We start from the raw sequence: 24,814 nt of genomic DNA, 5'->3' as shown, positions 1-24,814 counted from the left end.
GGTCAGTCCGGAAAATGGCTGGTGACGAGAAACGCGAAGGCGCCCGCAAGAATCACCGGGAACGACCACGTATAGAGCGTGAGCGAAAACGGTTGCACGAGCATCGCGATCCCCGCGCCGATGATGACCGTCGATACCGCTTCACCCGGCCCGCGACTTAGCATATGTCTCATTTGCGCACCGCTCCAAAAGTGATGCCGCGCAGAAGATGCTTGCGCAGCACGACGGTGAAAAAGAGGATCGGCAGCACGAAGAGCGTCGTCGCGGCCGCGACCGCCGGCCAGTCCTGCCCGCCTTCGCCGATGATGAAAGGGATGAACGGCGGCATCGTCTGCGCGTCGCCGCTCGTGAGCAGCGACGCGAACGCATATTCGTTCCAGGCGAAGATCAGGCAGAAGATCGCCGTCGCGGCGATGCCGGTGACCGCCTGCGGCAGCACCACTTTCACGAATGCATGCAGGCGTGTATAGCCGTCGACGAGCGCGGCTTCTTCGTACTCGCGCGGTATCTCGTCCATGAATCCCTTGAGCAACCACACCGCAAGCGACACGTTCACCGCCGTATAAAGCACAATCATGCCGACGTAACTATCGCTCAGGCCCAGCGCGCGATACATGAGGTAGATCGGGATCGCGACGGCGATCGGCGGCATCATGCGCGTCGCGAGGATGAAGAACAGCAAGTCGTCCGCGAGCGGCACCCTGAAGCGCGAGAACGCATACGCGGCGAGCGTGCCGAGGAACACGGCGAGAAACGTCGAGCCAAAGCCGATCACGAGCGAGTTCATGAAGCGCGGCAACACCTTCGACGGCCCCGCGATCACCATGTTGCGCTTGCGCACGTCGCGCTCGTACCACGTCGTGGCGGGCGGCAGGCTCGCGATGAACTCGGGCGTCTGCCGCGAGCGGATCGTGAAGAGGCTCACGTACCCTTCGAGCGTCGGATGAAACACGACGACCGGCGGATACGCGATCGCGTCCTCCTGCGACTTGAAGCTCGTCATGAAAATCCACGCGATAGGCAGCGTCGTGACCAGCGCATACGCGATCACGACGAACGCCGCGAAGCGCTTGCCGGCCGCCGATGCCGCGACGACTGAATGTGCGGTGCCTGACGGTCTCATCGCTGTTTGATCCGGTTGAGGGCCTTGATATAGATATTCGCCGCGCCGAACACGGTCACGAAAAGTATGATCGCGAGCGCGGACGAATAACCCGTCTGCCACTTTTCGAACGCAGCGCGCTTGAGCGTGATCGATACCGTCTCCGTCACCGAGCCGGGCCCGCCCGAAGTCAGCAGATTCACCATGTCGAACATCTTGAAGTTTTCGATGCCGCGAAAGAGGACCGCGAGCATGAGGAACGGCAGCGTCATCGGCAGCGTGATCGACCAGAACTGGCGCCACGGGCTCGCGCGATCCACTTCGGCGGCTTCGTAGATATAGTCGGGAATCGAGCGCAGGCCCGCGAGGCAAATCAGCATCACGTAGGGCGTCCACATCCATACGTCGACCATCACGATGGTCCACGGCGCGAGCTTCACGTCGCCGATCATCTGGAACGAGCCGGGCGCGATGCCGGTGAAGAAGCTGACGATGTCGTTGAAGAGGCCTGTCTGCGGCTGAAGGAGAAATGTCCAGAAGTTGCCGACCACCGCAGGCGACAGCATCATCGGCAGGAGAATCAGCGTCGTCCAGAAACTATGGCCGCGAAACTGCCGGTTGATCAAAAGCGCGAGCCCGAAGCCGAGCAGCACTTCGAGCCCCACCGACCAGAATACGAAGCGCGCGGTGACCTGCATCGCGTACCAGACGTCCTCGTCGGTGAGAATATCGACGTAATTGTCGATGCCGACGAAGCGCGCCGCCACGCTCGGCATATTCGACTTGAAGTTCGTGAACGACAGCCGCAGCGCCCAGATCAGCGGAAAGATGTTGATCGCGAGGAGCAGGAGGATCGTCGGAAGAATGAAGAGCCATGCGATCGTGCGGTCGGACAGGCCGCGCAGTTTGCTGGCTGCGCGTAATGCCTGCGCTGACTGCACTTCCTTTTGCTCTTGCGATGCGAATGGCCTGTCTGCTTGCATTGGGTGTCTCCATCGACGAGGAGGCCGCCCGACAAGCGCGGCCACCTCATCATCGAACCTCAGTTCTTCCCTGCGCTCTTGAACACCTTGTTCCAGTCCTTCACCAGCAGATCGAGTGCTTCCTTGGCCGTCCCCTTATCCGCGACGACGTAGTCATGCACCCGCTTCTGCATATCCAGCAGCAACTCGGCATAAGTAGGCTCGGCCCAGAAGTCCTTCACGATCTCCATCGACTTCAGGAAAGCCGGCGCAAACGGCGCGCTACCCGGGAAGCTCGGGTCTTGCACCACCGACTTCGCCGCCGAATACCCGCCCAGTTGCCACCATTTCTTCTGAACGTCCGCCTGCGCGAACCACTTAATGTATTCGAGCGCATCGTCCTTGTGATCCGAGTACGACACGACCGAGATCCCCTGCCCGCCCAGCTGCGTGAACTGCTTCTTTTCACGCGGATTGACGAAGAAGCCAATCTTGTCGCCGCCGACGTTCGGGTCCTTGTACAGCCCAGGGAAAAACGCGAACCAGTTCATCTGCATCGCGACCTGGCCGGACTTGAACGCATCGAGCCCTTCCTGCATGTATGCGTTGGTCATGCCCGGCGCCGTGCAGCACTTGTAGAGCGACTTGTAAAACTCAAGCCCGCGGATCGCATCGGGCGAGTTGACGAAGCCTTCCAGGTGATACGGCTTCTTCGGGTCCTGGTACTCGAAGCCGAAGCTGTAGAGCGCGTTGGTCACGCCCATCGTGATGCCTTCGGAGCCGCGCTCGGTGAAGATATACGCGCCATACACCGTCTTGCCGTCGATCTTGCGGCCCTGGAAGAACTCGGCGGTCTGCTTGAGTTCGTCCCATGTTTGCGGCGGTTCGAGTTCGCGCTTGTACTTCTGCTTGAACTCGGCGCGCAGTTCAGGCCGCGCGAACCAGTCCTTGCGATAAGTCCAGCCGACCGCATCGGCCATTGCAGGCAAGGCCCAGTAGTTCGGTGTGTTCTTCGGCCACTCCGCATAGCCGACGACGGTCGCCGGCATGAAGTCGTTCATCGATATCTTGTTCTTTGCGAAGAAGTCGTTGAGCTTGACGTAGTGGCCGTTGACCGCCGCCCCGCCGATCCACTGGCTGTCGCCGATGATCAGGTCACACAGCTTGCCCTTCGAATTTAGTTCGTTGAGAAAGCGGTCCGCGTAACTCGTCCACGGCACGAACTCGAACTTCATTTGTATGCCGCTCTTCGCCGTAAAGTCCTTCGATAATTCGACGAGCGCGTTGGCCGGGTCCCATGCCGCCCAGCAGAGCGTCAACTGCTTGCCCTGCGCGTGTGCGCCCGTCGCCATGCAAAGCCCTAGCGACAACGCCAGCGCCGCGGCCATCCTGCGTGGTGTAAGCCGTAACATGTGTCTTCTCCTTGTTGCATCCGGTCTCCATCCTGATGACGGTCGACACCCATGCGCCGGGCACCGTGCTTCGGCTCTCGCGGGCTAGCCGCCGGTCCGCATGACGCGGGCCATTTCGCGATCATTAGGCATGCGCATTCTCACGAAGATAAATACGGGTTTCCGGCGTCGGGATCGCTAGCGCGCCGCGCACGTCGTTCAGAAAGTTGACGGCCGCGAGCCCCGCCCAATGGACGATGCCGCGCACGTCCTGATCGAGGATCACGTCGATCGCGCGCTCGCCCAGTTGCGCGCGCGTCTCCGGCGACAGTCCGTGGCCGATCACGACGACGCGCGCCTTGTCGCCCGATTCGATGAGCGCCGACGCGATGCCCGGAATGCCGCCGCCCGTCGCATAGACGCCCGCGAGATCGACGTGGCGCGCGAGGAGGCCCTGTATCGCCAGGCCAGCGCCGTCACTGTCTTCTGCGAAGTCCGGCTCGGCGATCCAGCGTAGATTGCGGAAGTCTTCTTCGAGCACTTGCGAAAAACCGGTGCGCCGTTCGAGCTGATCGTGCAACCGCGATGACCCCGACACGACTGCAACCGTCCCGATGCGGCTTCCGAGAAAGCGGCCCATCAAAAGACCCGCAGTGCGCCCGGCAATGCGGTTATCGACGCCGACATACGCGGCGCGGCTGCTGCCCGGCAGATCGGAAAAGACGGTAACGACCGGCACGTCCGCTTCGCTCAGGCTCGCGATGAGCCGCTCGACCCACGGGTAATCGAGCGGCGCGAGCACGAGCGCGTCGTAGTCGAGCGCTTCTTCAGTGAAGACGGCGGTGTCGCGCTGGCTCGCGAAGTCGCAGCGGTAGAACGAAGGCGTGATGCGATGCTCGCGAAAGAAGCTCGCGGACAGCGCGATATCGCGTTCGACGTGATCGAGAAAGCGTGAGTTGACCTGAGGCAGCACGAAGGCGACGCGAAACGTGCTCGGCTTGGCGGGCCGTCCGCGGCTCGCGCGTTCGTCGCGCAGGCCCGCGAGCGCCACGTGCACGCGCTGCGCGGTTTCGGGCCGCACGGCCTGATCGTCGCGCAGCACGCGATCGACCGTCGCGACACTGACGCCGGCCCGCCGCGCGATCATCATCCGTGTGGCCGGCATGGGTCTCCTTTGCCTGGCTTGCGATGCTTTTGTAAAATCAAAGGTAGTTTTTCCCGCGAAAAATGCAAGCTTTTTTCGCGGCTTTAAACCGTCATTTGATTGCATCGGGAATACGAGCAAAACTCGGTATCGGCTTAATTGAAAGCGCATATAAATGTCCATGCGATCAGAGCCTCATGCGCTGCGATTTGAGTGAAAATGTCGGGTGCCTGCGCTCTGGGCTCGGGCAACAGGAGGAAACGCCATGACTACAATCACCTGGGTTCTCGCCGCCGATGGCTGCCGCGCCCGGATCTTCGAAACGCACGGCCTCAAGCTCGACCTTCAGGAAATCGAAGACCTCACCAACCCCGCACCCCGCTCGACCGAACTCGACCCGAAGGATCGCGAGAAGTTTGCGAGGACGGTCGCGCAGCACATCGAGCAGGCCCGGCTGCACAATCGTTTCCATCGACTGCGTCTCGCCGTCGAACCCAGGTTTCTCGGACTCTTGCGCGAACATTTGAGCGGCGAAACCCGCAAGCTCATTTACGAAGAGGTGAACCATGACATCTCCAAGCTCGATTCGCGCGGCATCCAGCGGCATCTGGAGCGTCCCTGACCGATGACGCAAGCGACGACGCCACCGATCCACGAAACGCTGCATCCGCTGCGTCCGTTCCTCAAGAACTATGTCTGGGAGCATGGCCGGATCGGCACCCGCTATCTCGACTGCACCGATGGCCAGGTGAAGTTCGACGAAGGCAAGAAGGCGCGTTTCGCGGCCGAGCCGTACATCTACGTACCGCTCGACAGCAACGCCAGCGACGATCCGAACGTGACAGGGCCGGTGATCCAGGAAGCCGGCCTTGCGCGCTTTCTGCGGGCCGCGCAACTCGGCAAGCCGGAGGAAGCGGGGTCCGCGGCGGAAGTGCAGCGCGCGGTGCACGACGCGGTCGAACTGGGCGTGTTCAGCGCGTATCAGCGTGACGCGCAGGCCGCGCACGAACGCTACTCACAAGAGCCGATGTTCGACGACGAGATCCGCGCGGAAGTCGTCACGGAGATCCGGCGTCTCTATGCGGGCATGCGCGAACAACTGGCGCTCTACGACTTCACCGTGCTGCACGGCCTGCCCGCACCGCTCCTTTTCAGCGACGCGCCTTTCATCGACTGGCGCACGCGCGCGCACTCGCCGCTGCCCTTTGTATCGATACCGCTCGGGCCTTATGCGTTGCTGGTGGGTGGGGCGTCGGGCAGGACAAGCCGTGCCGTGCCGCTCGTCTGGAAGAGTGCGGCTGCGTTAGGGCCGCTGAAGGATCACAATCGTCATATGGTCGATGCGGCGCGGCGCTGGCTCGTCGCGACGACGGACGATCAACTGATCGCGGTGCAGAATCGCTTCGCTCCCGCAAAGAGCGAGGAAAGCGGGCCAGCGCCGTAAGCGTCAGCCCGCTTTCAGCATCAAGCCGATGGCTTGATGTTCTGGTTGGTGGAGAACAGGTTCGCCGGATCGTACTGGGCCTTCACGGCCGCGAGCCGTTCGTAGTTCGGCCCATACGCCGACTTCACGCGATCGCCTTCGTCGCCAGTCATGAAGTTCACGTACACGCTGCCTATCGCATGCGGCGCAAGCGCATTGAACACGTCACGCGCCCACGTGATGCATTTCTCGTCGTCGGCGGCTTCGGTCCAGCGTCCGTGAATATTCACTGTATAGAGCGAATCGCGATTCGCGTAAGCGGTCGCATCGACGGGCACGCGATTCGTCTGACCGCCCATCGCGCCGATGAAAATCTCGCAATGCGGCGACGGCAGCTCCGCCGTGTGCTTCGTCAGCGCCTTCAGCACGTCGCTTTCCATGTCGCTGAAGTTGTGCGACTTCCAGTAGTTGCGCACGCCCGGCGTCATCAGCGGATCGAAGCCTTTTTGCCACGCGCTGAACGGCATCTCGCCGAGGTGCTCGCCATACGGCGTGCCGAAGTGCCGCAACGGTTCGACCGCCTGTGCACCGTTTTCGAGCGGCCCGACATAGCACGACGCCAGCACGATCACCGGCTTTCCATGCACCTCGGCGGGGAGGAAGGGCAGCGGAGGTGCAAGCCGCATCACGACCCAGACCGTGAGGTCATCGGACATCGCGGCAACAAAATCGCGATACTTCGGCAGAACGTCGTCGGCCTGTTCAAGCGGATACACGACGAGCCCGCCATAGATCTGCGGTCCCACCGGATGCAGCTTGTACTCGAACTGGGTGACGACGCCGAAGTTGCCTCCGCCGCCGCGAATCGCCCAGAAGAGATCGGCGTCGTTCTCCGCATCCACGCGATGCCACTTGCCATCGGCTGTCACCATTTCCGCCGCAACGAGGTTGTCGACCGTCACGCCGAACTTGCGGCTGAGCCAGCCGAAACCGCCGCCGAGCGTGAGGCCCGCGACGCCCGTCGTCGAGTTGATGCCGAGCGGTGTCGCCAGGCCGAACGCCTGTGTTTCGCCGTCGAGGTCGGCGAGCGTGGCGCCCGGTCCGACGTACGCACGTTGCGCCACAGGATCGACGCGTACCGACTTCATCGTCGAGAGATCGAGCATTACGCCGTCGTCGCAGACGGCGCTGCCCGCGATGTTGTGCGCGCCGCCGCGAACCGAGAGCACAAGGCCGTTGTCGCGCGCGAAATTCACCGTGGCGATGACGTCCGCCGCGCCCGCGCAACGCACGATCACGGCCGGGCGCTTGTCGATGGTCGCGTTCCAGACGGTTCGCGCTTCGTCGTAGCCGGGGTCGGATGGCGCCAGCACGGCGCCTCTCACTTTCGATTTCAGAGTGTCGATTACTTCGCTTGTCATGCTGACCATGAGTTACCTCGTTACATGCTTCATGCGAGTTTGCGATGGCGGACTTTCGCGGATGTTGAGAGAACCGGATGCCCGCCGGTGCGAGTCACCTGTCCCGCGTCAAGGCTATGCAGAAGGAAGCAATGGCGATCGATGCGATCGTGCGATGGGCGGACAGAAAAGGGGCAATCGTTTGCCTTGATTCATTTAAGTCTCGCTGCAAGCGGATGTAAAGATTCCGTCAAGCACGTTGCGCCTCGGATATAGCATCGATCGGACAATCGTTTCGTCTATGTGCGGGAACGCGAATGAAGCGTTTCATGGGGCGTCCGCGCAGTAAATGCTCGCTAAAAAGCTCTTTGTGTTGTCCGGGCACGCACTGTGCGTCTCAATCGACTTCCTTTCATCACACGAGCGAGAGCGAAGTCATGAAAAACCCGTGGACCAAGAAGAACCCGTTTATGAGCATGTGGCTGAGCGGCGCGAACGCCGTCGCGGGATCGGTGCGCGGGCATGCGACCGCCGCCGTGAAACGCGAAAGCGCGACGGCGGTGCGCAAAGGCAACAAACAAGTCGTCGATTTCTGGACCAGCGCGCTCACGCCGCCGAAAGCGACGAAACGCAAGAAGCGCCGTTAAGACCGCTCCAGAACCGCCATCTCGCGCACGACGACAAGCAGCATCGAAAGGCTCGCGCCGCCCGTTGCGCGCAGTTCGGTGACGAGCCGCGCATAGCGTTCCAGCGCGTCAACCCGCTTGGCGCGCCAGCTTTCCACTATCACCTCCGCCGATTCGATCCCGCGTGACTCTTCGAGCGCGCTGACGGTCAGCGCGCGCTTCAGCCGTGCAAGTTCTTCGAGAGCCGCCGCGCGCGCAAGCAAGTCCCAGTGATTCGCAGCAGGTAGCGACATCGCGCGCTCGGCGATCCAGCCGTAGTTGAGCAGCGTCCCGATCGCGAAGTACACGCTCGCGACGACTTCCAGCGGCCGGTCGCAATTCGCCGCGACTTCGGCGCTGTCGAGCACGGCCGTCGATATCTCGCCGCTCGCGACGCGCGCCGCAAGCGAGCCTTCGACGCCTGCATCCTCCAGTTCGCGCCGACGCTCGTACCACGACTCCAGATCGGCGGCTGGCAACAGCGCCGGCAACTGCGGCGCAAGCCGCTGCGCCGCCTCGCGGCAGCGCGTGAGCAGCGCCGACGCTCCGTTCGTGCGTTGCTTGAGATGACGCAAGAACCACAGCGTCGCGCCTTCCAGCAGCCGCACGACTTCGACGAACATGCGCGCCTGCACTTCATCGGCAACGAGATTGTCGAGACCGTCGACGTGCTTCCACAAATCGTCGAGATTGAAGACATCACGCGCCATCAGCGCCGCGCGCACGATCTCGCTCGGGCGCGCATCGGTCTCCTCCACGAGCCGATTCACGAACGTGCAGCCGACGCGATTCACGAACACATTCGTCAGATGCGTCGCGAGGATTTCGCGCTTGAGCGGATGTCGCTGCATCGGTTCGCTGTAGCGGCGTTGCAGCGGCGTCGGGAAGTATTCGAGCAGCATGCCGGCGACGAGCGGATCTTCCGGCACGTCCGAGTCGAGCAGTTCGTCGTAGAGCCACATCTTGCTGTACGCGAGCAGCACCGCCCGCTCCGGCGACGTAAGCCCCTGCTTCGCCGCCTGCCGCTCGGTGATGTCGTCGTCCGACGGCAGGAATTCGATCTTGCGCTTAAGCCGCCCGGCGCGTTCGAGCGCGCGCATCAGCCGCGCCTCGGGATCAAGCATCTCGGCGACGTAGCGCTTCGCGATCGAGAGCGCCTGCGTCTGGTAGTAGTTGTCCTTCAGTACGAGCAGGCCGACCTCGTCGGTCATCTCGGCGAGCAGCTTGTTGCGCTGCTTCTCGGTCATCTCGCCATCGGCCACGACGAGCCCGAGCAGGATCTTGATGTTGACCTCGTGATCCGAACAATCGACGCCCGCCGAGTTGTCGATCGCATCTGTGTTGATGCGCCCGCCGCTCTGCGCGAACTCGATGCGTCCCAGTTGCGTGAAGCCGAGGTTGCCGCCTTCGGCCACGACCTTGCAATGCAGTTCCGCGCCGTTCACGCGCACGCCGTCGTTGGTGCGGTCGCCGACCTGCGCGTGCGTTTCGTGCGCCGACTTCACGTACGTTCCGACGCCGCCGTTATAGAGCAGATCGACATCGGCGACGAGAATCGCGCGGATCAGCTCCGTCGGGGCGAGCGTGGCCGCCGTGATGCCGAGCGCGTGCTGCACGTCCGCCGAAATCGCGATGGTTTTCGCCGTGCGTGGAAACACGCCGCCGCCTTTGGAGATCAGCGACGCGTCGTAATCGGCCCAGCTCGAACGCGGCAGCGCGAAGAGGCGTTCGCGTTCGCGGAAACTCGCTTCGGTATCGGGATGCGGATCGAGAAAGATGTGCCGGTGATCGAACGCGGCGATCAGGCGAATGTGTCGCGACAGGAGCATGCCGTTGCCGAATACGTCGCCCGACATGTCGCCGACACCGACTACGGTGAAGTCGGTCGTCTGCGTATCGACGCCCATCTCGCGGAAGTGCCGCTTGACCGATTCCCACGCGCCGCGGGCGGTGATGCCCATCTTCTTGTGGTCGTAGCCGACCGAGCCGCCTGACGCGAACGCATCGTCGAGCCAGAAGCCGTACTCCCGCGCGATTGCGTTCGCATAGTCGGAGAACGTAGCCGTGCCCTTATCGGCCGCGACGACGAGATACGGGTCGTCGTCATCGTGGCGCACGACGTCGGCCGGCGGCTCGATATGGTCCGACACGCGGTTGTCGGTCACGTCGAGCAGGCCGCGCAGAAACATCTGATAGCACGCGATGCCTTCCGCCATGAACGCCTCGCGATCGCTCGCGGGAGGCGGATTCTTCACGACGAAGCCGCCCTTCGATCCGACCGGCACGATCACCACGTTCTTCACCATCTGCGCCTTCATCAGGCCTAGCACTTCGGTGCGGAAGTCCTCGCGACGGTCCGACCAGCGCAGCCCGCCGCGCGCGACGCGTCCGCCGCGCAGATGCACGCCTTCGACACGCGGCGCGTAGACCCAGATCTCGAACATCGGCTTGGGCTCGGGCAGCCCCGGCACCTTCGACGGATCGAACTTGAACGACAGATACGCGCGCGGCTTGCCGTCGGCCTCCTTGCGGAAGTGGTTCGTGCGCACCGTCGCGTTGATCACGCCGAGAAACTGCCGCAGGATGCGGTCTTCGTCGAGATTGGGCACCTTGTCGAGCGCCGCTTCGATCTCGCCGAGTACGCGTTCGGCCTGCTTGTCGCGCGTCTCGCCGTTGCGCGCGGGGTCGAAGCGCACGAGGAAGAGTTCGAGCAGCTTGCGCGCGATCGCCGGGTTGCCCGTCAGCGCGCGTTCGATATATGCATCGCTGAACGTGGAGCCGACCTGCCGCAGATACTTCGCGTACGCGCGCATGATCGTGACGTCGCGCGCGCCGAGTTGCGCGCGCAGCACGAGGCGGTTGAAGTCGTCGTTCTCGACTTCGCCCGTCCACACGCACGCGAACGCGTTCTCGAAGAGCGCCTTCACGCGATCGATCTCGAACTCGACGTCGTCAGCCAGTTCGAGGCCGAAGTCATGAATCCACGCGTGTGGCGCACCGGTCGGCTCGATACGATACGGCCGCTCTTCATCGACACGCACGCCCAGATGCTCCAGCATCGGCAAGCTGTGCGACAGCGCGATCGGCTCGCCCACGCGATACACCTTGAAGCGAAACGCGCGGCGCCCCGCTTCGATCGGACGATAGAGGCTCATTGCGAGGCCGCTCGCCTTCTGCTGCGTCTCCTCGATCAGTTCGATATCGCGCACGGCGGTACGCGCCGGATAGTCCTCGCGATAACCGGCGGGGAACGAATCGGCATAGCGTTGCAGCAGCCGGTTGCCGACTTCCTCGCCGTAGCTGTCGATCAGCGCATCGGCGAGATCGTCCTGCCAGCGGCGCGCGACCTGCACGATGCGCGCTTCAAGCTCGCGCGTATCGACCTCGGACATCGTGCCCTTCGCGGCGCGCACCGTGATGTGGATGCGCGCAAGCGGCGACTCGGACAAGAGCGGCGTGAACTCGATGCTCTTGCCGTTGAACGCCTCCATTAGCACCTTCGAAATGCGCCGCCGCAGGTCCGTGTTGAACTTGTCGCGCGGGACGAACACGAGGCACGACACGAAGCGGTCGAAGCGGTCGCGCCGCACGAAAAGCCGCGTGCGCTGATGCTCCTGCAGACGCAGCACGCCGAGCGCGATGTCGAAGAGCGCGTTCTCGTCGGCCTGGAAGAGTTCGTCGCGCGGATACTGTTCGAGCACCGAGATCAGCGACTTGTGCAGATGCCCCTTCGCGAGAAAGCCCGCGCGCCGCACGATGTTCGCGCACTTGCGCCGCACGATCGGAATCTCGGAAGTGGGCACGAGATACGCGGTCGACGTATAGAGGCCGAGAAAGCGCCGCTCGCCGACGACCTTGCCGTCCGCGCCCACGCGCTTCACGCCGACGTAATCCAGATACCCCGGCCGATGCACCGTCGCGCGCGAATTCGCCTTCGTCAGGAAGATCGGGTCCGCGCCCTCGATGATCGACGCCGCGGCCGGTGGCAGCAGCGTGATGTCGTCGGCGGTGGGCGGGCGCAGCGTCTCGCGCAGGATGCCCGCGCCCGAGCCCGGCACGCCGCGCAGCGCGAAGCCGCCGTCCTGCGTCACGAGTTCGTAGTCACGATGGCCAAGGAACGTGAAGTGGTCCGCGACCATCCATTCGAGGAACGCGCGCGATTCGATGCCATCGGGCGTCGTGTCGCGCGCCTTCAGGTCGGCGATCGTCGCGCGCGCCACGTCGATGATCTTCGGCCAGTCTTCCACCGCCGCGCGCACGTCGCCGAGCACGCGCCCGATGTTCACGCGCAGTTCGTCGAGCTTCGCCGCCTCGCCGCAGCGGTCCACCTCGAAATGTATGAAGGATTCCAGCGATGACGATTGCGTATCGCCCGCATCGGCATGGCCGAGCCCGATGCGCTCGATCGCGCCGGGCTTCGTGCGCCAGACGCGAAACACCGGATGAATCGCGGAATGCAGCGCGAGGCCGAGGCGGTTGAGCTCCATCGTCACGGAATCGACGAGGAACGGCATATCGTCGTTGACGATCTCGACGACCGTGTGGTCCGAGTGCCAGCCGTGCTGCTCCAGATTCGGGTTATAGACGCGCAGGACTTCGCGTCCCGTCACGAATTTCTGCGCGGTCTGCCAGTGCGCCATGGCGGCGCCGTACAGATCGGCGGGATCGCGGCTTTGAATGTCCTCGACATCCACCTGTTCGTAGTAGCCGCGCAGGAATGGCTCGATGACGTTGAACGTGGGCTCAGGCAGACGCCCGCGTGCAAACTCGACGACTTCGTTGAGCAGATGCTCGACGCGCTCTTCGTTCTTGACCAGCATGGTGTCCTCCGGCTCGCCATCATGGCGCGCTCGCCCCACTTTGGGGATTATGCGCCAGCGTTTGTGACATCGCGCGGAACATGCGGCGTAGAATTTTCCCTGACGCCTTCTTTCAGGAGCGCCCATGCACACCATCGCAGACGAGGCTGAGAAGCCCTTGCTCGTCACCGTGAGGCCGGATCGCGAAATCGCGACGCGCCAGCGCCTGCCCTATTTCGTCGGCATCTCCGAGGCGAGCGCGGGCGCACAGGGGCTGTCGATGCATCTGGTCGTCGTGCCGCCCGGCGGACATGCCGAGCCGCACGTGCATCGCGGATACGAGACGGGAATCTACGTGCTGGAGGGAAGAGTCGAGACGCGCTATGGACCCGGCTTGCGCGAGTCGGTCATCAACGAGGCGGGCGATTTTCTGTTCATCCCGCCGGGCGTTCCGCATCAGCCGTTCAATCTCAGCGATACGGAACCCGCGCGGGCGATCGTCGCGCGCAACGACGCGAACGAGCAGGAACGCGTCGAGCCGTACGATCCGGCCGTCGACCCGTGAACGGGTTTATTCGTCGAGGCCGCCTGCGGTCGGCAGCGTGAGCGTGCCCTTGTCGGTAAAGCGTGTGCCGCCGAACGGACCGCCCGCAAGCCGGCCACGCAACGCGTACGGGAGGTTGTCGAGCTGCGAGCTGCCGGCGAACCCCAGCGCCTGGCGCGCCGCCGTGAACGCCGACACCGTCACCGGAACGCTCAGCACCGCTTCGCCGAAGCGCGGCACAGTGCCTTTCTGGTCGCTTACGCCGGAGGCGAACGGCCGGCCATTGAGGTCGAGGTCGAGCGAGACGCCGTCGTAGACGATCGGCGCATCGTTGGGGTTCTGCACGCGCAGCTTCACGGCGAAGCGCATCTCGAGCCCCTGGCCTTCGAGCGGTTCGATGCCTACCACGTTCACCCGCATCTCCTCGCGATTGAACATACCCGCGCAGCCGCCGAGCGCGAACAGCGCAGTTATCGCGAGAACGAAGAGCCTGAGAAAACGCGCCGCGGTAAGTGATTGCATGGCCAGTGGACCCCGAAATGAATTGAGCGGGCTATTGTACTAATGAGGGCGCAGCCGGATCGCGTCGAACAGCCGCGCGCCGAACGCGCCATGCAGCCAGACGTGATCGACCATGAAGAACGCGCCGGTCCACGCCGCACCGACGACCAGCAGATCGCAGTGACCGCTCGTCCACCAGTTGAGCGAATGGCGCCGGGCGATCCACGGCACGCCGAGCGGATTCGGCCAGTCGGCGAGCAAATGCATCAGGCCGCCGCACGCGAAGCCGAACGAGAGCGCGGCAAGCGGATGCACGCCGAGGAAACGATACGACGCGACGAGGAGCGCGATCCAGGCGACGCCCCAGTGCGTCACGGTACGATGGGTGATCCAGAGCCGTCGGGCGCGCGACCACCACGCGACTTCGAGCCAATCGGGCGCGGTGCCGCCGAGCACGCCGGCGGCGAGACTGAGCGCGCTGAAAAGCTGGTACGGGCCGGCGCCGCCCGTCTTGCTGACGAGCGCCGCCGCGATGACACCGGCGGCCCAGCCGGTGGCGTGATGCGCTTTGTTCGAAGCCATGATGTCGATGCCGCAGGAAGGACGATGAGATCGGTCGCGCATCTTGGCACAAGCGGCGCGCCGTGCACATGCCGCACACACAAACTTACGCGAACGCGCGCAGTCGTTACAATCGACTCAACCATGCAACCGCAACCGTCATGCAACAACAACTGAAATACTTGAGCGCTTACTCGGCCACGCTGCAGGCCAAGGTTCATCGCCTGATCGCCGAAGGGCGGCTCGGCGAGTACCTCGACGCGCGCTACCCGAATCGGCACGCCTTGCAGTCGGACCGGGCGCTCTATCTGTATTGCTGCGAGCTGAAGCAGGAATTCCTGCGCGTCGCGCCCGCCATCGACAAGGTCGTCTACGACAGCAAGCTCGACGTGCTGCGGCACGCGCTCGGCCTCCATACGGCGATCTCGCGCGTGCAGGGCGGCAAGCTCAAGGCGAAGAAGGAGATCCGGATCGCGTCGCTCTTCAAGGAAACGGCGCCGGAGTTTCTGAAGATGATCGTCGTACATGAACTCGCGCATCTGAAGGAAGGCGATCACAACAAGGCGTTCTATCGCCTCTGCGAATTCATGCAGCCGGGTTACCATCAGATCGAATTCGACCTGCGGCTTTATCTGACGCACCGGGATTTGAGCCGCATCAAGGCGGCCTGAAAACCGCTATCGCGCGATAGAAAGCACCAGCAACACCGCTCCGCCGATCGCGACGACATCTTCGATCAGCGCAGCCGGCAAGTCCCGTCCGAACGACTGCGCGAGCGCCGCGCGCGCCTTCGCGCCGCCGAGCGTGCCGATGAGCGCGCCCACGACGCCCGCCACGAGCCCGCCGATCCACACGCCTGAAGGCGTCCCAAGCGCCGCGCCGCACAACGCGCCGACCACGATGCGCGTGCCGAACTGCACGGGCACCTTGCGGCTCGGCGTGCTGGGCAATTGATCCGTGACGAGTTCGAGAAGCGCGAGCACCGTGATGATCCACGGCGTCGCGGCGTAGCCGAGGAAGGCGAGCGGCGTGCCCTGCAGCGGCAGCCAGCCGAGATGCGCGGCCCAGCTCACGGCGGCGGGCGCGGTCATCGCCCTCAGGCCCGCGACGACGCCCATCAGCAACGCGATCACGTAGACGGACACAGGCACCTCTCGAAGAAGGTCAGGCCACCGGCCAGGAGGCATCGCCCGCATGCTGACGGCGTTTCGCGCGTGCGAGCAGGTCGTCGAGCAGCGCCATCTCGACCGGCTTCACGAGATGCGCATCGAAGCCCGCCAGCATGGAACGCTCGCGATCCTGATTCTGCCCGAAGCCCGTCATCGCCGCAGTCATCGTGCTGGCGAGCGGCGCGTACTCACGCAGAGCGTGCAGCACGGCGAAGCCGTCCATATCCGGCATCGCGAGATCAACGAGCACGAGATGCGGCACGAACTCGCGCGCGATCGCGACGCCTTGCGCACCGCCGTGCGCGGCCCGCGCCTCGTGTCCCATCATGCCGATCAGCATCGCGAGACTGTCGGCGGAATCGCGGTTGTCGTCGATCACGAGGATGCGCAGCGCGCCCGCCGAGATGTCCATCGCGCGCCGCAAAGGCTTCGGGCCGCCGTTGCCCGCACGATGCCGCGCGCGCGGCAGGCGCACGCTGAAGATGCTGCCCTTGCCGCGCCCTTCGCTTGCCGCCGTGATCACGCCGCCGTGCAATTCGACGAGCGACCGGCACAACGTCAGGCCGATGCCGAGGCCGTTGTGCGTTGAATCCAGCAGCCGGTCTTCCTGAGCGAAGAGCGTGAAGACGGATTCGAGCGCGTCGGGCGAAATGCCACGGCCGTGGTCGCTCACGCGCATCACGACGTTGCGCACCTCGCTTTCGATCCGCACCGCGATGCGCGAGCCCATCGGCGAAAACTTCGACGCATTATTCAGCAGATTCTGCAGCACCTGCACGAGCCGGACGAAATCACCCTCGACAATCACCGGCTGCTCGGGCATGTCGATATCGATGTCCTGCTCGCGCTGGTCCGCGAGCGGCCGCACCGCCTCGACGCTGTGCGCGACAACGGCGGCCATGTCGATCGGCGCGGTACGCAGTTCGATCTTGCCGGTGGTGATGCGGCCCATGTCGAGCAGATCGTCGACCAGGCGCGACAGTTGGCCTGTCTGCCGGTCGATCATGTCGCGGCACGAGGCGAGCTTCGGCGACACCGTTTCGAGCTGCATCACGCCGACCGCGTTACGCAGCGGGGCGAGCGGATTGCGCAGTTCGTGCGCGAGCGTCGCGAGGAATTCGCTGACGTGCTGGCTCGAACGCTCCAGTTCTTCCAGGCGCTTGCGCTCGCTCAGGTCGCGCGTGACTTTCGCGTATCCGCGCAAGAGACCGGTCGAATCGTGCACGGCGTTGATGACGACGTTGGCCCAGAACATCGAGCCGTCCTTGCGCACGCGCCAGCCTTCGTCCTCGACGCGCCCGAAGCGCTGCGCCATCGCGAGCTCGTAGGCGGGCTTGCCGGCGGCGTTGTCCTCGGGTCGATAGAACACCGAGAAGTGCTGCCCGATGATCTCGGCCGGCAGGTAACCCTTGATTTCGATCGCGCCCGTGTTCCAGCTCGCGACGCGGCCGTCGGGGTCCAGCATGAAGATCGCGTAATCCTTCACCGATTCGACCAGCAGACGAAAGCGCTCCTCGCTCTGGCGCAGGCGCTCTTCTTCCTGGCGGCGCACGGTCAGATCGCGCGTGAGCTTCGCGAAGCCGATCGGCACGCCCGACGGATCGCGCAACGCCGTGATCACCACATTCGCCCAGAAGAGCGTGCCGTCCTTGCGCACCCGCCAGCCTTCGTCCTCGAAGCGGCCGTGGGCGAGCGCCTCGCGCAGTTCGTGGTCCGGCCAGCCGCGCGCTAGCGCCTCCTGCGGGTAGAAACGCGAGAAATGCTCGCCGATGATCTCGTCCGCCGCGTAGCCTTTGATCCTGCGGGCACCAGCGTTCCACGTGCGCACCCGCCCTTCCGGACTGAGCAGGAAGATCGCGCAGTCCTCGATTTCCTGAACGAGCGTGCGATACAGCGACACCTCCACGTCAGTGCTACGTGGCGTGATGGAGCCGGCCGGATCAGGGCTGTCGGGGGCGTCGTCGCTGGCGGCGGAAGTCGGTCGATTCATGGATGTTGTATTTTTGTAGACGCTTCGGACTCTGTCGAGCATACACCGATCGCCGCGCGTTTCATTAGCCCAGGCTGGGCGCATCACGCAGTTGCGGATGAAGGAGCAGCCTCACGCTGCCTTTACGGTCGATGACAACCACCGCGTTCTGCTCGAATTCTCGCATCAGGTCGTCGGCCGTGGCCGAAGTTGCACCGAGGGCGAGCAGGCTCGTTTCAGCGGGCCATGCGCCCGTTGGATCGATGCCGGCGCCTGCGATGGCCGCCAGCGTCAAACCGTCAAGATACTCCGCGAGCCTGTGCTGACGCGCGGCGTTCTGCTCGTCGCCCAGGCGGCGGCTGAACGGATTGAACGCTGTGACGAATACCGCCGATTCCACGCGATGCAACGCCAGCAGCGCGGCCACGGCCGCGTTCGTCTCGCCGATGCGCACGTCGATCGCGGGTTGCGTGTGGATGCGGTAGAGCGTCGCCATGTACGCCGCAAGGGTCTCGTGGTTCATTTCGCCACCTATACTTTCATTGCGTTTCGAGCGAAACGCACTGGCATCGCATGGCTTTTCCGCATATTTCCGGGCCCGCACAGCGATGCATGCGAGCCGACGCTTGATTCAAATGGGGAGCAACGTCATGACTCGCAAGTACATCGATTGCCGCGAGGTGCCGAGCGACAAGAACTGCTCGGTCGCACTGTCGGCAGATTCCGAAGACGAATTGCTCGAAGCGGCGGTTCAGCACGCGGTTTCGGTCCATCAGCATGCCGATTCGCCGGAACTGCGCTCGCAACTGAAAAGCTTTTTCCACGACGGAACGCCGCCTGTCGAACGCGGCTGATATCGGCGACATCATCCCAGTTCGAACGACGTCACGCCGAACACGCGATCGACGGGGATCGCGGGCGGCGCCTTCGTGTACATGCGCGCCGTCTCGAAGACGCTCGTCATGCCGTGGCGCGCGGCCAGCGCCATCGCGTGGTCGTTGGGTTCGGGGACGTCGAGGAACACCGTTTCGCCGGGCGCGCACGCGGCGAGCGCGCGATAGAGATCGTCGGCGATGTTGGCGTCGTCGGCGAAGAGCGGGCCGATCTTGTAGCCGCTGCGGCATGCCCGCAGCACTCCGTAGCCGCGCACGCAGCCGCCTTTGAGCGCGACGAGGGCGGCGCCTTCGGGCTGATCGAACCATTGCGTCAGGAATTGCGGCCGGGCGGCGGAAAACAACTGCGCGTCGTAATCGGCCAGGTGCTGAAACGGCACCGCCGATGCCTCGACCACACCCGCCGCCTCATGCGCCTTCCCGACGCCCTGAAACCGCACGTTGCGATACGCGAGCTGAAATCCCGAGCGCCGGTAGTTGGCCTGCTGGCTGACGACACCATCGAGCCCGATATTGCGATCGCCGAGATACGCGATGCCCGCTTGCCACAGACGCAGGCCGAAGCCGCGTCCGCGAAAGGCGGGCGCCACGATATAAAGTCCGATGAAGCCGAGCGCCTCGCCGTAAGCGACGGCCGACATGCATCCGGCGGGTTCGCCATCGTATTCGCCGATGAAAAAGCCGTCGGGATCGGCGGCGTGGAAACACTGCGCGTCGTGCAGGCCGGGGTTCCACCCTTCGGCGGCTGCCCATTCGAGCGCCAGATCGACTTCGCCGCGCGCCATGCGGCGCACCGTGTAGCCGGTCGCGTTAGCGGAGGAGGGATTCATGCCGTGCACCTCGGCGGGTTGTTCTGCGGTGCATGAAGTGTCGCGCGATTGATGCCGCGGCGGCAACTGAGTAGATGGCCTAGACGCTGCTGCGGCTCGGTTCCGCGCGACGCGAAGCCTGCGATTTCCATTCGCCTTCGCGCATGGCGCGCTCGCCGTCCTCGCGTGCTTCTTCCTCGGAGCCGAATCCGTCGTCGCTGAATGCAACGACCTTCACTCCGATGCCCGATGGCCTATCGATGGTAATTCCCCAATGCCACTCGCCATCCTGTTCGAAGACGTGCAGCGTGGGGTCCGACGACTTGACAGCGTCCATGTTCGACTCCTTGCGGCAAGTACTGCGCGGCGTGCCAGTGCGCCGTTGTCTGCATTGCGTGGGCGGACAAGCGGCGCACATTGAAAAGCCACGCGAACCCACCCAGCCGACACAGCATACGCGGCCGATTGTTGCGTCGCAACAAAGTAATCCCGAGGCGTGGTACTAATCGTACGGTCGGGCTTTTTGTCCGGTTTTGTCTATGGTCGGTAGAAATGGAGGCTCGCTCGCGGAGGCGCTTCGGGCGGACGTCTCCTAGAATGGAAAGGCCGTTTGATTACGGTTTGAGAGGCTCCCCATGAAAACCCTACTTGTCACGCTAGTCGCTGCGATTTTCAGCGTATCAGCCCTCGCGCAGCAGCCTGCGCGCAACGGCGACCCATCGACACCGAAGACGCGCGCCGAGGTCAAGGCCGACCTGAAAGCCTGGCTTGCGGCCGGATACGACCCGAACAACTGGTGGGAATATCCGATGAACGCGCAGCGCGCCGGACGCATTGTCGCTGCGCAGCGGGCGCAGGGCGTTCAGCCGCAATAGACGCCCGACGTCAGCCTTTCTCTGCGCGCGGCTTATTCCCGCGCAGGATGCGCCGCGCGATGCTCCAGCGGTGCACTTCCGACGGGCCGTCGTAGATGCGAAACGCGCGCATGTCCGCGAAGATCCGCGCGACAATGGTTTCGTGCGTCACGCCCTGCCCGCCCAGCACCTGCACCGACCGGTCGACGATCCGCCACAGCGCCTCCGACGAGATCACCTTCGCGACGCTCGATTCGTGCTTGCCTAGCACGCCCTGATCGAGCACCCAGGCGCAATGCCAGATCGCGAGGCGCGTTACGTGCAGGTCCATTTCGTTGTCGGCGAGCATGAAGCCGACGCCTTCGTGTTCGCCTAACGCCTTGCCGAACGCCTGGCGCTCGCGCGCATACGCCGATGCCACGTCGTGCGCCCGCCGCGCCGCGCCCAGCCAGCGCATGCAGTGCGTAAGGCGCGCGGGCGAGAGACGCACCTGCGCGTATCGAAAGCCCTCGCCTGCTTCGCCCAGCACGTTCTCCGCAGGCACGCGCAGGCCGTCGAAACGCACGACCGCGTGCCCGCCGGGAAAGCAGGTGTCGAGCGAATCCATCAGCCGCTCGATCACGATGCCGGGGCTATTCATATCGGCGAGGAACATCGTCGCGGGGCCGTCGGCGAGCTTCGCCATGATGATCGCGACGCCCGCGCCCTCGGCGCCCGTGATGAACCACTTGCGGCCGTCAATCACATAGTCGTCGCCATCGCGCGTGGCGACCGTTTGCAGCATGCCCGGGTCCGCGCCGGCGCCCGGCGGCGGCTCCGTCATGCAAAAGCATGACCGAATCTTGCCAGCCGCGAGCGGGCGCAGCCAGCGCTCCTTCTGCGCGGGCGTCGCGATGGCTTCGAGCAGATGCATGTTGCCCTCGTCGGGCGCGGCGATGTTGAGCGCGACCGGGCCGAGCGGCGAATAGCCCGCTTCCTCGAAGAAGATCGCCTTCGCGACGTGCCCGAGTCCCAGCCCGCCGAATTCCGCCGATACATGGCTCGACAAAAGCCCCGCGCGGCGTCCTTTCGCGATGAGTTCGGCACGCAACGCCTCGCTCGGCCCATGCGGCGTGCAGCGCGGATCGCGCTCGAGCGGAACGATTTCTTCCGCGATGAAAGCGCGCACGCGCGACTGCAAGTCGCTCAGTTCGGGGGAAAGCGTGAAGTCCATCGGCGATTCCTTGTGGTTGGCGCAGATCGCGCACTTTAGCGGCTCGCGCGATGAACGCGCCATCGCGTATTTCCCGGACGGTGCCTAGGCTTTGTCCTTGTATTCGCTGTATTTGCGCGAATCGCCGCGAACCTGATCGGCCGGGTATTTCGCGCGATTCAGTTCCATCTTCTCCAGCAGCGCGCGGTACAGATCAACGTCGAGCTTGTCCGCGAGCATGACGAGGTACGTGAGCACGTCGGCCATTTCGTGGCGGATCGCGCCGAGCTTCGCGGTATCGAGTTCGTTCTTCTCGCCCGATGCGAGCCACTGGAACGGTTCGAGCAGCTCGCTCGCTTCCACGCTGATCGCGATCGCGAGATTTTTCGGCGTGTGGAAGCGCTCCCACTCGCGCTCGCGGACGAACTCGCGCACGATTTCGCGCAGTTCGTCGAATTCGCCGCGTGTCGGCTGCTGTTCCATGTCGAACCTCCTCTGTCAGGCCGCCGGGTAGAGTCCGAGCGTGCGCGCGTGCAATCGCGCCAGTCCGAAGAGCGCATTCGTGAACGGTGTCGCGACGCCGGTCATCCGGCCGAGTTCGCTGACGGCCGCCACCAGCGCATCCAGTTCGACGGACTTCTTCCCTTCGACGTCCTGCAGCATCGACGTCTTGATTGCGCCGAGTTTCAGCGTGACCTCGTGGCGATCGGCGGGGTCCTGGTCGATTGGAATACCGAAGCGCGCGCCGATCTCCTTCGCCTCCAGCATGATGCTCGTGACGAACTCGCGCACGAGATCGTCGCCGAGAATACGGTCCGTCGTAGCGCCGGTGATCGCGCTGATCGGGTTCATCGTCATGTTGCCCCACAGCTTGAACCACACTTCGCGCTGGATTTGCGCGGATGCTTTCGCCTCGAAGCCAGCGTCGTTGAGAAGAGTGCACAGTGTATCGACGCGTTCGCTCGACTGTCCCTTCGCCTCGCCGACGATCAGCCCGCGCCCCTGCTTGTGATGGATGACGCCCGGCGCGTCCGTCAGGCAGGCTGCGTGCACGACGCACCCGAGCGTCTGCGCGCCGGGGATCGCCGAGGCGATGGCGCCGTCCGGATCGACCGATGCGAGCCGCTGGCCCGCGAACTCGCCCGCGAGGCCGTCGCAGAACCACCACGGCACGCCGTTCATCGCGGTGAGGACGAGGGTATCGGCATTCAATAGCGGCGCGATGTGCGCGGCCACCGATGGCATCGCGGGTGCTTTCACTGCGATTACGACGAGGTCCTGTGCGCCGAGGTCGGCGGGGTTTGCGCTGGCGCGCACGTTGGCGGTGTGCGTCGCGCCGTCCTCGACGAGGCGCAGTCCGTTCTTTTCGAGCGCCGCAAGCGTCGCACCGCGAGCGACCACGCTCACGTCGTGGCCTGCCTGCGCGAGCTTCACGCCGATCCATCCGCCGATGGCGCCTGCGCCGTAAATGCATACCTTCATTGTCTGGCTCCTGTCGACCGGAGTTGGCGCTTTAGCGCCTTACTCCGGTCCCATGCAGCAAAGTCGCGGTCGACCGGAGTTGGCGCTTCAGCGCCTTACTCCGGTCCCACGCAACGAAGTTGCGTTCTGTTTTGATGTCCGCGTCATCGGACATGTCATGGTAAGTTGCAACCTGCGCGATCGTACCGAAAAATACTCCCATGTCCCTGCCTGATCCGTCCACCGCCCTCGGCTTTGCTTTCAATCCGCTCGATCGCCGTTCGCAACAGCGCGACGACGACACTTTCATCGACCGTCTGCGTCACGATCCATCGACGCGTTTTCTCGTCTTCACCGGCGACGTGCCCGTGCTGCAGTCGGGCGACGTGCTCTTCACCGCCGGCGATGCCGCGCAATTCGGCGAGCCGATCCAATCAATTTTCCTCGGCGATACCGACGGCCGCGCGCTCTTCGCTCACGGTTTTGAAAAAGGCTCGGCCGAAACGCTCACCACGCCATTGGAACCCACCGACTTGCGTTCGATCGCATTGCGCGGCCTCGTCGGGCCCGCGCTGCTCGGCGCGCTCGGCCAGGCGAAAGCGATGCTCGACTGGCATCGCCGCCATCGCTTCTGCGCGAACTGCGGCGAAAAGAGTCGCGTCGCGACCGCCGGCTGGCGCCGCCTGTGCGACGCATGCGGCGCGCAGCACTTTCCGCGTGTCGATCCGGTCGTGATCATGGTCGCCGTCGATGGCGAGCGGTGCCTCCTCGGCCGCCAGCGTCAGTTTGCGCCCGGCATGTACTCGGCGCTCGCGGGCTTCGTCGAACCGGGCGAAACCGCCGAGGACGCCGTGAGCCGCGAAGTGCTGGAGGAAGCCGGCGTGCACTGCTCGGCCGTCACCTACTTCGCAACGCAGCCGTGGCCGTTCCCGTCGTCACTGATGATCGGCTGCTTCGCGCGCGCCAACGATACCGACATCGTCATCGATACGACCGAACTCGAAGACGCGCGCTGGTTCTCGCGCGTTGAAGTCGCGTCGATGCTGGACGGCACGCACCCCGACGGCCTCTCGGCGCCGAAGCCGTTCGCGATCGCGCATCATCTGCTGCGCGCGTTCGTCGAGCGGGGCGCGGCGGTCGTGCGCGGCTGACGTGCACGTGCGCGTCATCCCGGTCGTCGACCTGCTCGATGGCGTCGCCGTGCACGCCGTGCGCGGCGAGCGTAGTCGCTACCAGCCTGTCGAGTCGCAACTTTGCAGCGGAAGCGATCCGGTTGTCGTCGCGCGGGCGCTCGTCGAGTGTTGCGCGGCGTCGGTTGTCTATATTGCCGATCTCGATGGCATCATGCGCGGCACGCCGCAGACGGAGGCACTCGCGCTTCTTGCCCGCGCCTTGCCTGGCGTCGAACTGTGGCTCGATGCCGGATTCACCGACCCCGCCAGCGCGCTCGCGCTGATCACGCAACTGCCCGGCAACGTCACGCCTGTGTTCGGCAGCGAGACGTTGCGCGCGGACACAGCCAGCGATTTACCTCACGACGCCATACTCTCGCTCGACCAACGACACGCCATGCCGCTCGGCGACGCCACACTCTGGCGCGACGCCACGCACTGGCCATCGCGCGTGATCGTCATGTCGCTGGATCGCGTCGGATCGTTGGGCGGCCCCGATCTTGCGACCGTCGCCGAGATCCGCCGACGTGCGGGAAACGATCGAACGATCGTAGGAGCAGGCGGCGCGCGCAATGTCGACGACCTCAACGCCGCCGCCGATGCAGGCGCCGATGCCTGGCTCATCGCATCGGCACTGCACGACGGCAGCCTCCACGCACGATAGTTAGCACCGCAACTATCGGACGATCTTTCTCCGCCGTCGCTATCATCGGCAAAGAGTTCACCACTAAAAACCGCGCTACGTCGGGAACGCCACATGCTGAAGCAGCCTCGCGAGTTTTATTTCTGCGCGGTTGACTCGA

The 24,814-nt window shown here is 64.3% G+C and carries 26 protein-coding genes; 9 read left to right on the top strand and 17 right to left on the bottom strand.

Annotated elements, in window-relative coordinates; translation table 11 throughout:
• Positions 1–2 precede the first annotated feature (2 nt).
• The 5 genes from AWB65_RS36620 to AWB65_RS03645 form a co-directional block, all read right to left on the bottom strand.
• A complete protein-coding gene (locus AWB65_RS36620; protein ID WP_200821656.1) occupies positions 3–173 on the bottom strand; it encodes a hypothetical protein in 171 nt (56 codons plus the stop codon).
• On the bottom strand, positions 170–1,123 hold the full coding sequence (locus AWB65_RS03660) for a carbohydrate ABC transporter permease (RefSeq protein WP_087665841.1): 954 nt from the start codon (positions 1,121–1,123) through the stop codon (positions 170–172). Before AWB65_RS03660 ends, AWB65_RS36620 begins: the two co-directional genes overlap by 4 nt.
• On the bottom strand, positions 1,120–2,085 hold the full coding sequence (locus AWB65_RS03655) for a carbohydrate ABC transporter permease (protein ID WP_087654365.1): 966 nt from the start codon (positions 2,083–2,085) through the stop codon (positions 1,120–1,122). The genes AWB65_RS03660 and AWB65_RS03655 overlap by 4 nt, the downstream gene beginning before the upstream one ends.
• A gap of 59 nt (positions 2,086–2,144) precedes the next feature.
• A complete protein-coding gene (locus AWB65_RS03650) occupies positions 2,145–3,476 on the bottom strand; it encodes an ABC transporter substrate-binding protein (RefSeq protein ID WP_125474062.1) in 1,332 nt (443 codons plus the stop codon).
• A gap of 124 nt (positions 3,477–3,600) precedes the next feature.
• Positions 3,601–4,620, bottom strand: a complete 1,020-nt coding sequence (locus AWB65_RS03645; protein ID WP_200821655.1) for a LacI family DNA-binding transcriptional regulator — start codon at positions 4,618–4,620, stop codon at positions 3,601–3,603.
• Between the two features lie 244 nt (positions 4,621–4,864).
• Here AWB65_RS03645 and AWB65_RS03640 point away from each other — a divergent pair, with 244 nt between their 5' ends.
• Together AWB65_RS03640 and AWB65_RS03635 are read left to right on the top strand one after the other, a co-directional pair.
• A complete protein-coding gene (locus tag AWB65_RS03640) occupies positions 4,865–5,221 on the top strand; it encodes a host attachment protein (RefSeq protein WP_087654367.1) in 357 nt (118 codons plus the stop codon).
• Between the two features lie 3 nt (positions 5,222–5,224).
• The gene (locus tag AWB65_RS03635; RefSeq protein ID WP_087665838.1) at positions 5,225–6,043 is read left to right on the top strand and encodes a hypothetical protein; all 819 of its coding nucleotides are present in this window, start codon (positions 5,225–5,227) and stop codon (positions 6,041–6,043) included.
• Positions 6,044–6,063: 20 nt separating this feature from the next.
• Here the strand turns inward: AWB65_RS03635 and AWB65_RS03630 are convergent, their stop codons facing one another.
• On the bottom strand, positions 6,064–7,452 hold the full coding sequence (locus AWB65_RS03630; RefSeq protein ID WP_087665837.1) for an FAD-binding oxidoreductase: 1,389 nt from the start codon (positions 7,450–7,452) through the stop codon (positions 6,064–6,066).
• A gap of 407 nt (positions 7,453–7,859) precedes the next feature.
• Here AWB65_RS03630 and AWB65_RS03625 point away from each other — a divergent pair, with 407 nt between their 5' ends.
• Positions 7,860–8,069, top strand: coding sequence for a hypothetical protein (locus tag AWB65_RS03625; RefSeq protein ID WP_087665836.1), 210 nt, complete (start codon positions 7,860–7,862; stop codon positions 8,067–8,069).
• Here the strand turns inward: AWB65_RS03625 and AWB65_RS03620 are convergent.
• Positions 8,066–12,907 carry an NAD-glutamate dehydrogenase gene (locus AWB65_RS03620; RefSeq protein ID WP_087665835.1) on the bottom strand — a complete coding sequence of 1,614 codons (4,842 nt, stop codon included), beginning with the start codon at positions 12,905–12,907 and terminating at the stop codon, positions 8,066–8,068. The two genes, AWB65_RS03625 and AWB65_RS03620, sit on opposite strands and share 4 nt — an antisense overlap.
• Before the next feature lie 124 nt (positions 12,908–13,031).
• Between AWB65_RS03620 and AWB65_RS03615 the strand changes: the two genes are divergently transcribed.
• A complete protein-coding gene (locus AWB65_RS03615) occupies positions 13,032–13,451 on the top strand; it encodes a cupin domain-containing protein (RefSeq protein WP_087665834.1) in 420 nt (139 codons plus the stop codon).
• Positions 13,452–13,457: 6 nt separating this feature from the next.
• On the opposite strand, the gene AWB65_RS03610 is transcribed toward AWB65_RS03615, so the two are convergent.
• Together AWB65_RS03610 and AWB65_RS03605 are read right to left on the bottom strand one after the other, a co-directional pair.
• Entirely contained in the window at positions 13,458–13,952 is a 495-nt protein-coding gene (locus tag AWB65_RS03610) for an LEA/WHy family protein (RefSeq protein WP_087654373.1), read from the bottom strand.
• A 39-nt stretch (positions 13,953–13,991) separates the two neighbouring features.
• Positions 13,992–14,513, bottom strand: a complete 522-nt coding sequence (locus AWB65_RS03605) for a metal-dependent hydrolase (protein ID WP_087665833.1) — start codon at positions 14,511–14,513, stop codon at positions 13,992–13,994.
• A 140-nt stretch (positions 14,514–14,653) separates the two neighbouring features.
• On the opposite strand from AWB65_RS03605, the gene AWB65_RS03600 reads away from it, so the two are divergent.
• Positions 14,654–15,163 carry a M48 metallopeptidase family protein gene (locus AWB65_RS03600; protein WP_087665832.1) on the top strand — a complete coding sequence of 170 codons (510 nt, stop codon included), beginning with the start codon at positions 14,654–14,656 and terminating at the stop codon, positions 15,161–15,163.
• A gap of 6 nt (positions 15,164–15,169) precedes the next feature.
• On the opposite strand, the gene AWB65_RS03595 is transcribed toward AWB65_RS03600, so the two are convergent.
• The 3 genes from AWB65_RS03595 to AWB65_RS03585 all read right to left on the bottom strand — a co-directional run bounded on the left by AWB65_RS03595 (position 15,170) and on the right by AWB65_RS03585 (position 18,153).
• Positions 15,170–15,637, bottom strand: coding sequence for a DUF4126 family protein (locus tag AWB65_RS03595; protein WP_087665831.1), 468 nt, complete (start codon positions 15,635–15,637; stop codon positions 15,170–15,172).
• Between the two features lie 19 nt (positions 15,638–15,656).
• A complete protein-coding gene (locus AWB65_RS03590) occupies positions 15,657–17,651 on the bottom strand; it encodes a PAS domain-containing hybrid sensor histidine kinase/response regulator (protein ID WP_087665830.1) in 1,995 nt (664 codons plus the stop codon).
• Positions 17,652–17,715: 64 nt separating this feature from the next.
• Positions 17,716–18,153: a DUF3293 domain-containing protein gene (locus AWB65_RS03585; protein ID WP_087665829.1), complete on the bottom strand. Its 438-nt coding sequence runs from the start codon at positions 18,151–18,153 to the stop codon at positions 17,716–17,718.
• A gap of 127 nt (positions 18,154–18,280) precedes the next feature.
• On the opposite strand from AWB65_RS03585, the gene AWB65_RS03580 reads away from it, so the two are divergent.
• Positions 18,281–18,484 carry a DUF1059 domain-containing protein gene (locus AWB65_RS03580; RefSeq protein ID WP_087666032.1) on the top strand — a complete coding sequence of 68 codons (204 nt, stop codon included), beginning with the start codon at positions 18,281–18,283 and terminating at the stop codon, positions 18,482–18,484.
• An 11-nt stretch (positions 18,485–18,495) separates the two neighbouring features.
• Here AWB65_RS03580 and AWB65_RS03575 read toward each other — a convergent pair whose 3' ends face one another.
• Together AWB65_RS03575 and AWB65_RS03570 are read right to left on the bottom strand one after the other, a co-directional pair.
• Positions 18,496–19,353 (bottom strand): GNAT family N-acetyltransferase, encoded by an 858-nt coding sequence (locus tag AWB65_RS03575; RefSeq protein ID WP_235007491.1) that lies wholly within the window; start codon positions 19,351–19,353, stop codon positions 18,496–18,498.
• A gap of 79 nt (positions 19,354–19,432) precedes the next feature.
• Positions 19,433–19,669, bottom strand: a complete 237-nt coding sequence (locus AWB65_RS03570; RefSeq protein WP_087665828.1) for a hypothetical protein — start codon at positions 19,667–19,669, stop codon at positions 19,433–19,435.
• A 298-nt stretch (positions 19,670–19,967) separates the two neighbouring features.
• Here AWB65_RS03570 and AWB65_RS03565 point away from each other — a divergent pair, with 298 nt between their 5' ends.
• Entirely contained in the window at positions 19,968–20,207 is a 240-nt protein-coding gene (locus tag AWB65_RS03565) for a DUF4148 domain-containing protein (RefSeq protein ID WP_087665827.1), read from the top strand.
• 10 nt (positions 20,208–20,217) lie between these two features.
• On the opposite strand, the gene AWB65_RS03560 is transcribed toward AWB65_RS03565, so the two are convergent.
• The 3 genes from AWB65_RS03560 to AWB65_RS03550 form a co-directional block, all read right to left on the bottom strand.
• On the bottom strand, positions 20,218–21,399 hold the full coding sequence (locus tag AWB65_RS03560) for an acyl-CoA dehydrogenase family protein (RefSeq protein ID WP_087666030.1): 1,182 nt from the start codon (positions 21,397–21,399) through the stop codon (positions 20,218–20,220).
• 84 nt (positions 21,400–21,483) lie between these two features.
• The gene (locus tag AWB65_RS03555; RefSeq protein ID WP_087665826.1) at positions 21,484–21,861 is read right to left on the bottom strand and encodes a nucleotide pyrophosphohydrolase; all 378 of its coding nucleotides are present in this window, start codon (positions 21,859–21,861) and stop codon (positions 21,484–21,486) included.
• A 15-nt stretch (positions 21,862–21,876) separates the two neighbouring features.
• Complete coding sequence (locus AWB65_RS03550) at positions 21,877–22,860, bottom strand: 2-dehydropantoate 2-reductase (protein WP_087665825.1); 984 nt, start codon at positions 22,858–22,860, stop codon at positions 21,877–21,879.
• A 200-nt stretch (positions 22,861–23,060) separates the two neighbouring features.
• Here AWB65_RS03550 and nudC point away from each other — a divergent pair, with 200 nt between their 5' ends.
• Both nudC and AWB65_RS03540 read left to right on the top strand, forming a co-directional pair.
• Entirely contained in the window at positions 23,061–23,990 is a 930-nt protein-coding gene (nudC, locus tag AWB65_RS03545) for an NAD(+) diphosphatase (protein WP_327357174.1), read from the top strand.
• Positions 23,991–23,997: 7 nt separating this feature from the next.
• A complete protein-coding gene (locus AWB65_RS03540; protein WP_087666028.1) occupies positions 23,998–24,675 on the top strand; it encodes a HisA/HisF-related TIM barrel protein in 678 nt (225 codons plus the stop codon).
• The last annotated feature ends 139 nt before the right edge of the window (positions 24,676–24,814 follow it).

Source organism: Caballeronia humi, assembly GCF_001544475.1.
GTDB classification, from domain to species: domain Bacteria; phylum Pseudomonadota; class Gammaproteobacteria; order Burkholderiales; family Burkholderiaceae; genus Caballeronia; species Caballeronia humi.
This window is presented reverse-complemented; position numbering and strand designations above follow the sequence as displayed.

Bases quoted from the DNA above. Each gene is read 5' to 3' on its own strand.
- AWB65_RS36620 (WP_200821656.1), bottom strand. From the start codon at position 173: ATGAGACATATGCTAAGTCGCGGGCCGGGTGAAGCGGTATCGACGGTC.
- AWB65_RS03660 (WP_087665841.1), bottom strand. From the start codon at position 1,123: ATGAGACCGTCAGGCACCGCACATTCAGTCGTCGCGGCATCGGCGGCC.
- AWB65_RS03655 (WP_087654365.1), bottom strand. From the start codon at position 2,085: ATGCAAGCAGACAGGCCATTCGCATCGCAAGAGCAAAAGGAAGTGCAG.
- AWB65_RS03650 (WP_125474062.1), bottom strand. From the start codon at position 3,476: ATGTTACGGCTTACACCACGCAGGATGGCCGCGGCGCTGGCGTTGTCG.
- AWB65_RS03645 (WP_200821655.1), bottom strand. From the start codon at position 4,620: ATGCCGGCCACACGGATGATGATCGCGCGGCGGGCCGGCGTCAGTGTC.
- AWB65_RS03640 (WP_087654367.1), top strand. From the start codon at position 4,865: ATGACTACAATCACCTGGGTTCTCGCCGCCGATGGCTGCCGCGCCCGG.
- AWB65_RS03635 (WP_087665838.1), top strand. From the start codon at position 5,225: ATGACGCAAGCGACGACGCCACCGATCCACGAAACGCTGCATCCGCTG.
- AWB65_RS03630 (WP_087665837.1), bottom strand. From the start codon at position 7,452: ATGGTCAGCATGACAAGCGAAGTAATCGACACTCTGAAATCGAAAGTG.
- AWB65_RS03625 (WP_087665836.1), top strand. From the start codon at position 7,860: ATGAAAAACCCGTGGACCAAGAAGAACCCGTTTATGAGCATGTGGCTG.
- AWB65_RS03620 (WP_087665835.1), bottom strand. From the start codon at position 12,907: ATGCTGGTCAAGAACGAAGAGCGCGTCGAGCATCTGCTCAACGAAGTC.
- AWB65_RS03615 (WP_087665834.1), top strand. From the start codon at position 13,032: ATGCACACCATCGCAGACGAGGCTGAGAAGCCCTTGCTCGTCACCGTG.
- AWB65_RS03610 (WP_087654373.1), bottom strand. From the start codon at position 13,952: ATGCAATCACTTACCGCGGCGCGTTTTCTCAGGCTCTTCGTTCTCGCG.
- AWB65_RS03605 (WP_087665833.1), bottom strand. From the start codon at position 14,513: ATGGCTTCGAACAAAGCGCATCACGCCACCGGCTGGGCCGCCGGTGTC.
- AWB65_RS03600 (WP_087665832.1), top strand. From the start codon at position 14,654: ATGCAACAACAACTGAAATACTTGAGCGCTTACTCGGCCACGCTGCAG.
- AWB65_RS03590 (WP_087665830.1), bottom strand. From the start codon at position 17,651: ATGAATCGACCGACTTCCGCCGCCAGCGACGACGCCCCCGACAGCCCT.
- AWB65_RS03585 (WP_087665829.1), bottom strand. From the start codon at position 18,153: ATGAACCACGAGACCCTTGCGGCGTACATGGCGACGCTCTACCGCATC.
- AWB65_RS03580 (WP_087666032.1), top strand. From the start codon at position 18,281: ATGACTCGCAAGTACATCGATTGCCGCGAGGTGCCGAGCGACAAGAAC.
- AWB65_RS03575 (WP_235007491.1), bottom strand. From the start codon at position 19,353: ATGAATCCCTCCTCCGCTAACGCGACCGGCTACACGGTGCGCCGCATG.
- AWB65_RS03570 (WP_087665828.1), bottom strand. From the start codon at position 19,669: ATGGACGCTGTCAAGTCGTCGGACCCCACGCTGCACGTCTTCGAACAG.
- AWB65_RS03565 (WP_087665827.1), top strand. From the start codon at position 19,968: ATGAAAACCCTACTTGTCACGCTAGTCGCTGCGATTTTCAGCGTATCA.
- AWB65_RS03560 (WP_087666030.1), bottom strand. From the start codon at position 21,399: ATGGACTTCACGCTTTCCCCCGAACTGAGCGACTTGCAGTCGCGCGTG.
- AWB65_RS03555 (WP_087665826.1), bottom strand. From the start codon at position 21,861: ATGGAACAGCAGCCGACACGCGGCGAATTCGACGAACTGCGCGAAATC.
- AWB65_RS03550 (WP_087665825.1), bottom strand. From the start codon at position 22,860: ATGAAGGTATGCATTTACGGCGCAGGCGCCATCGGCGGATGGATCGGC.
- nudC (WP_327357174.1), top strand. From the start codon at position 23,061: ATGTCCCTGCCTGATCCGTCCACCGCCCTCGGCTTTGCTTTCAATCCG.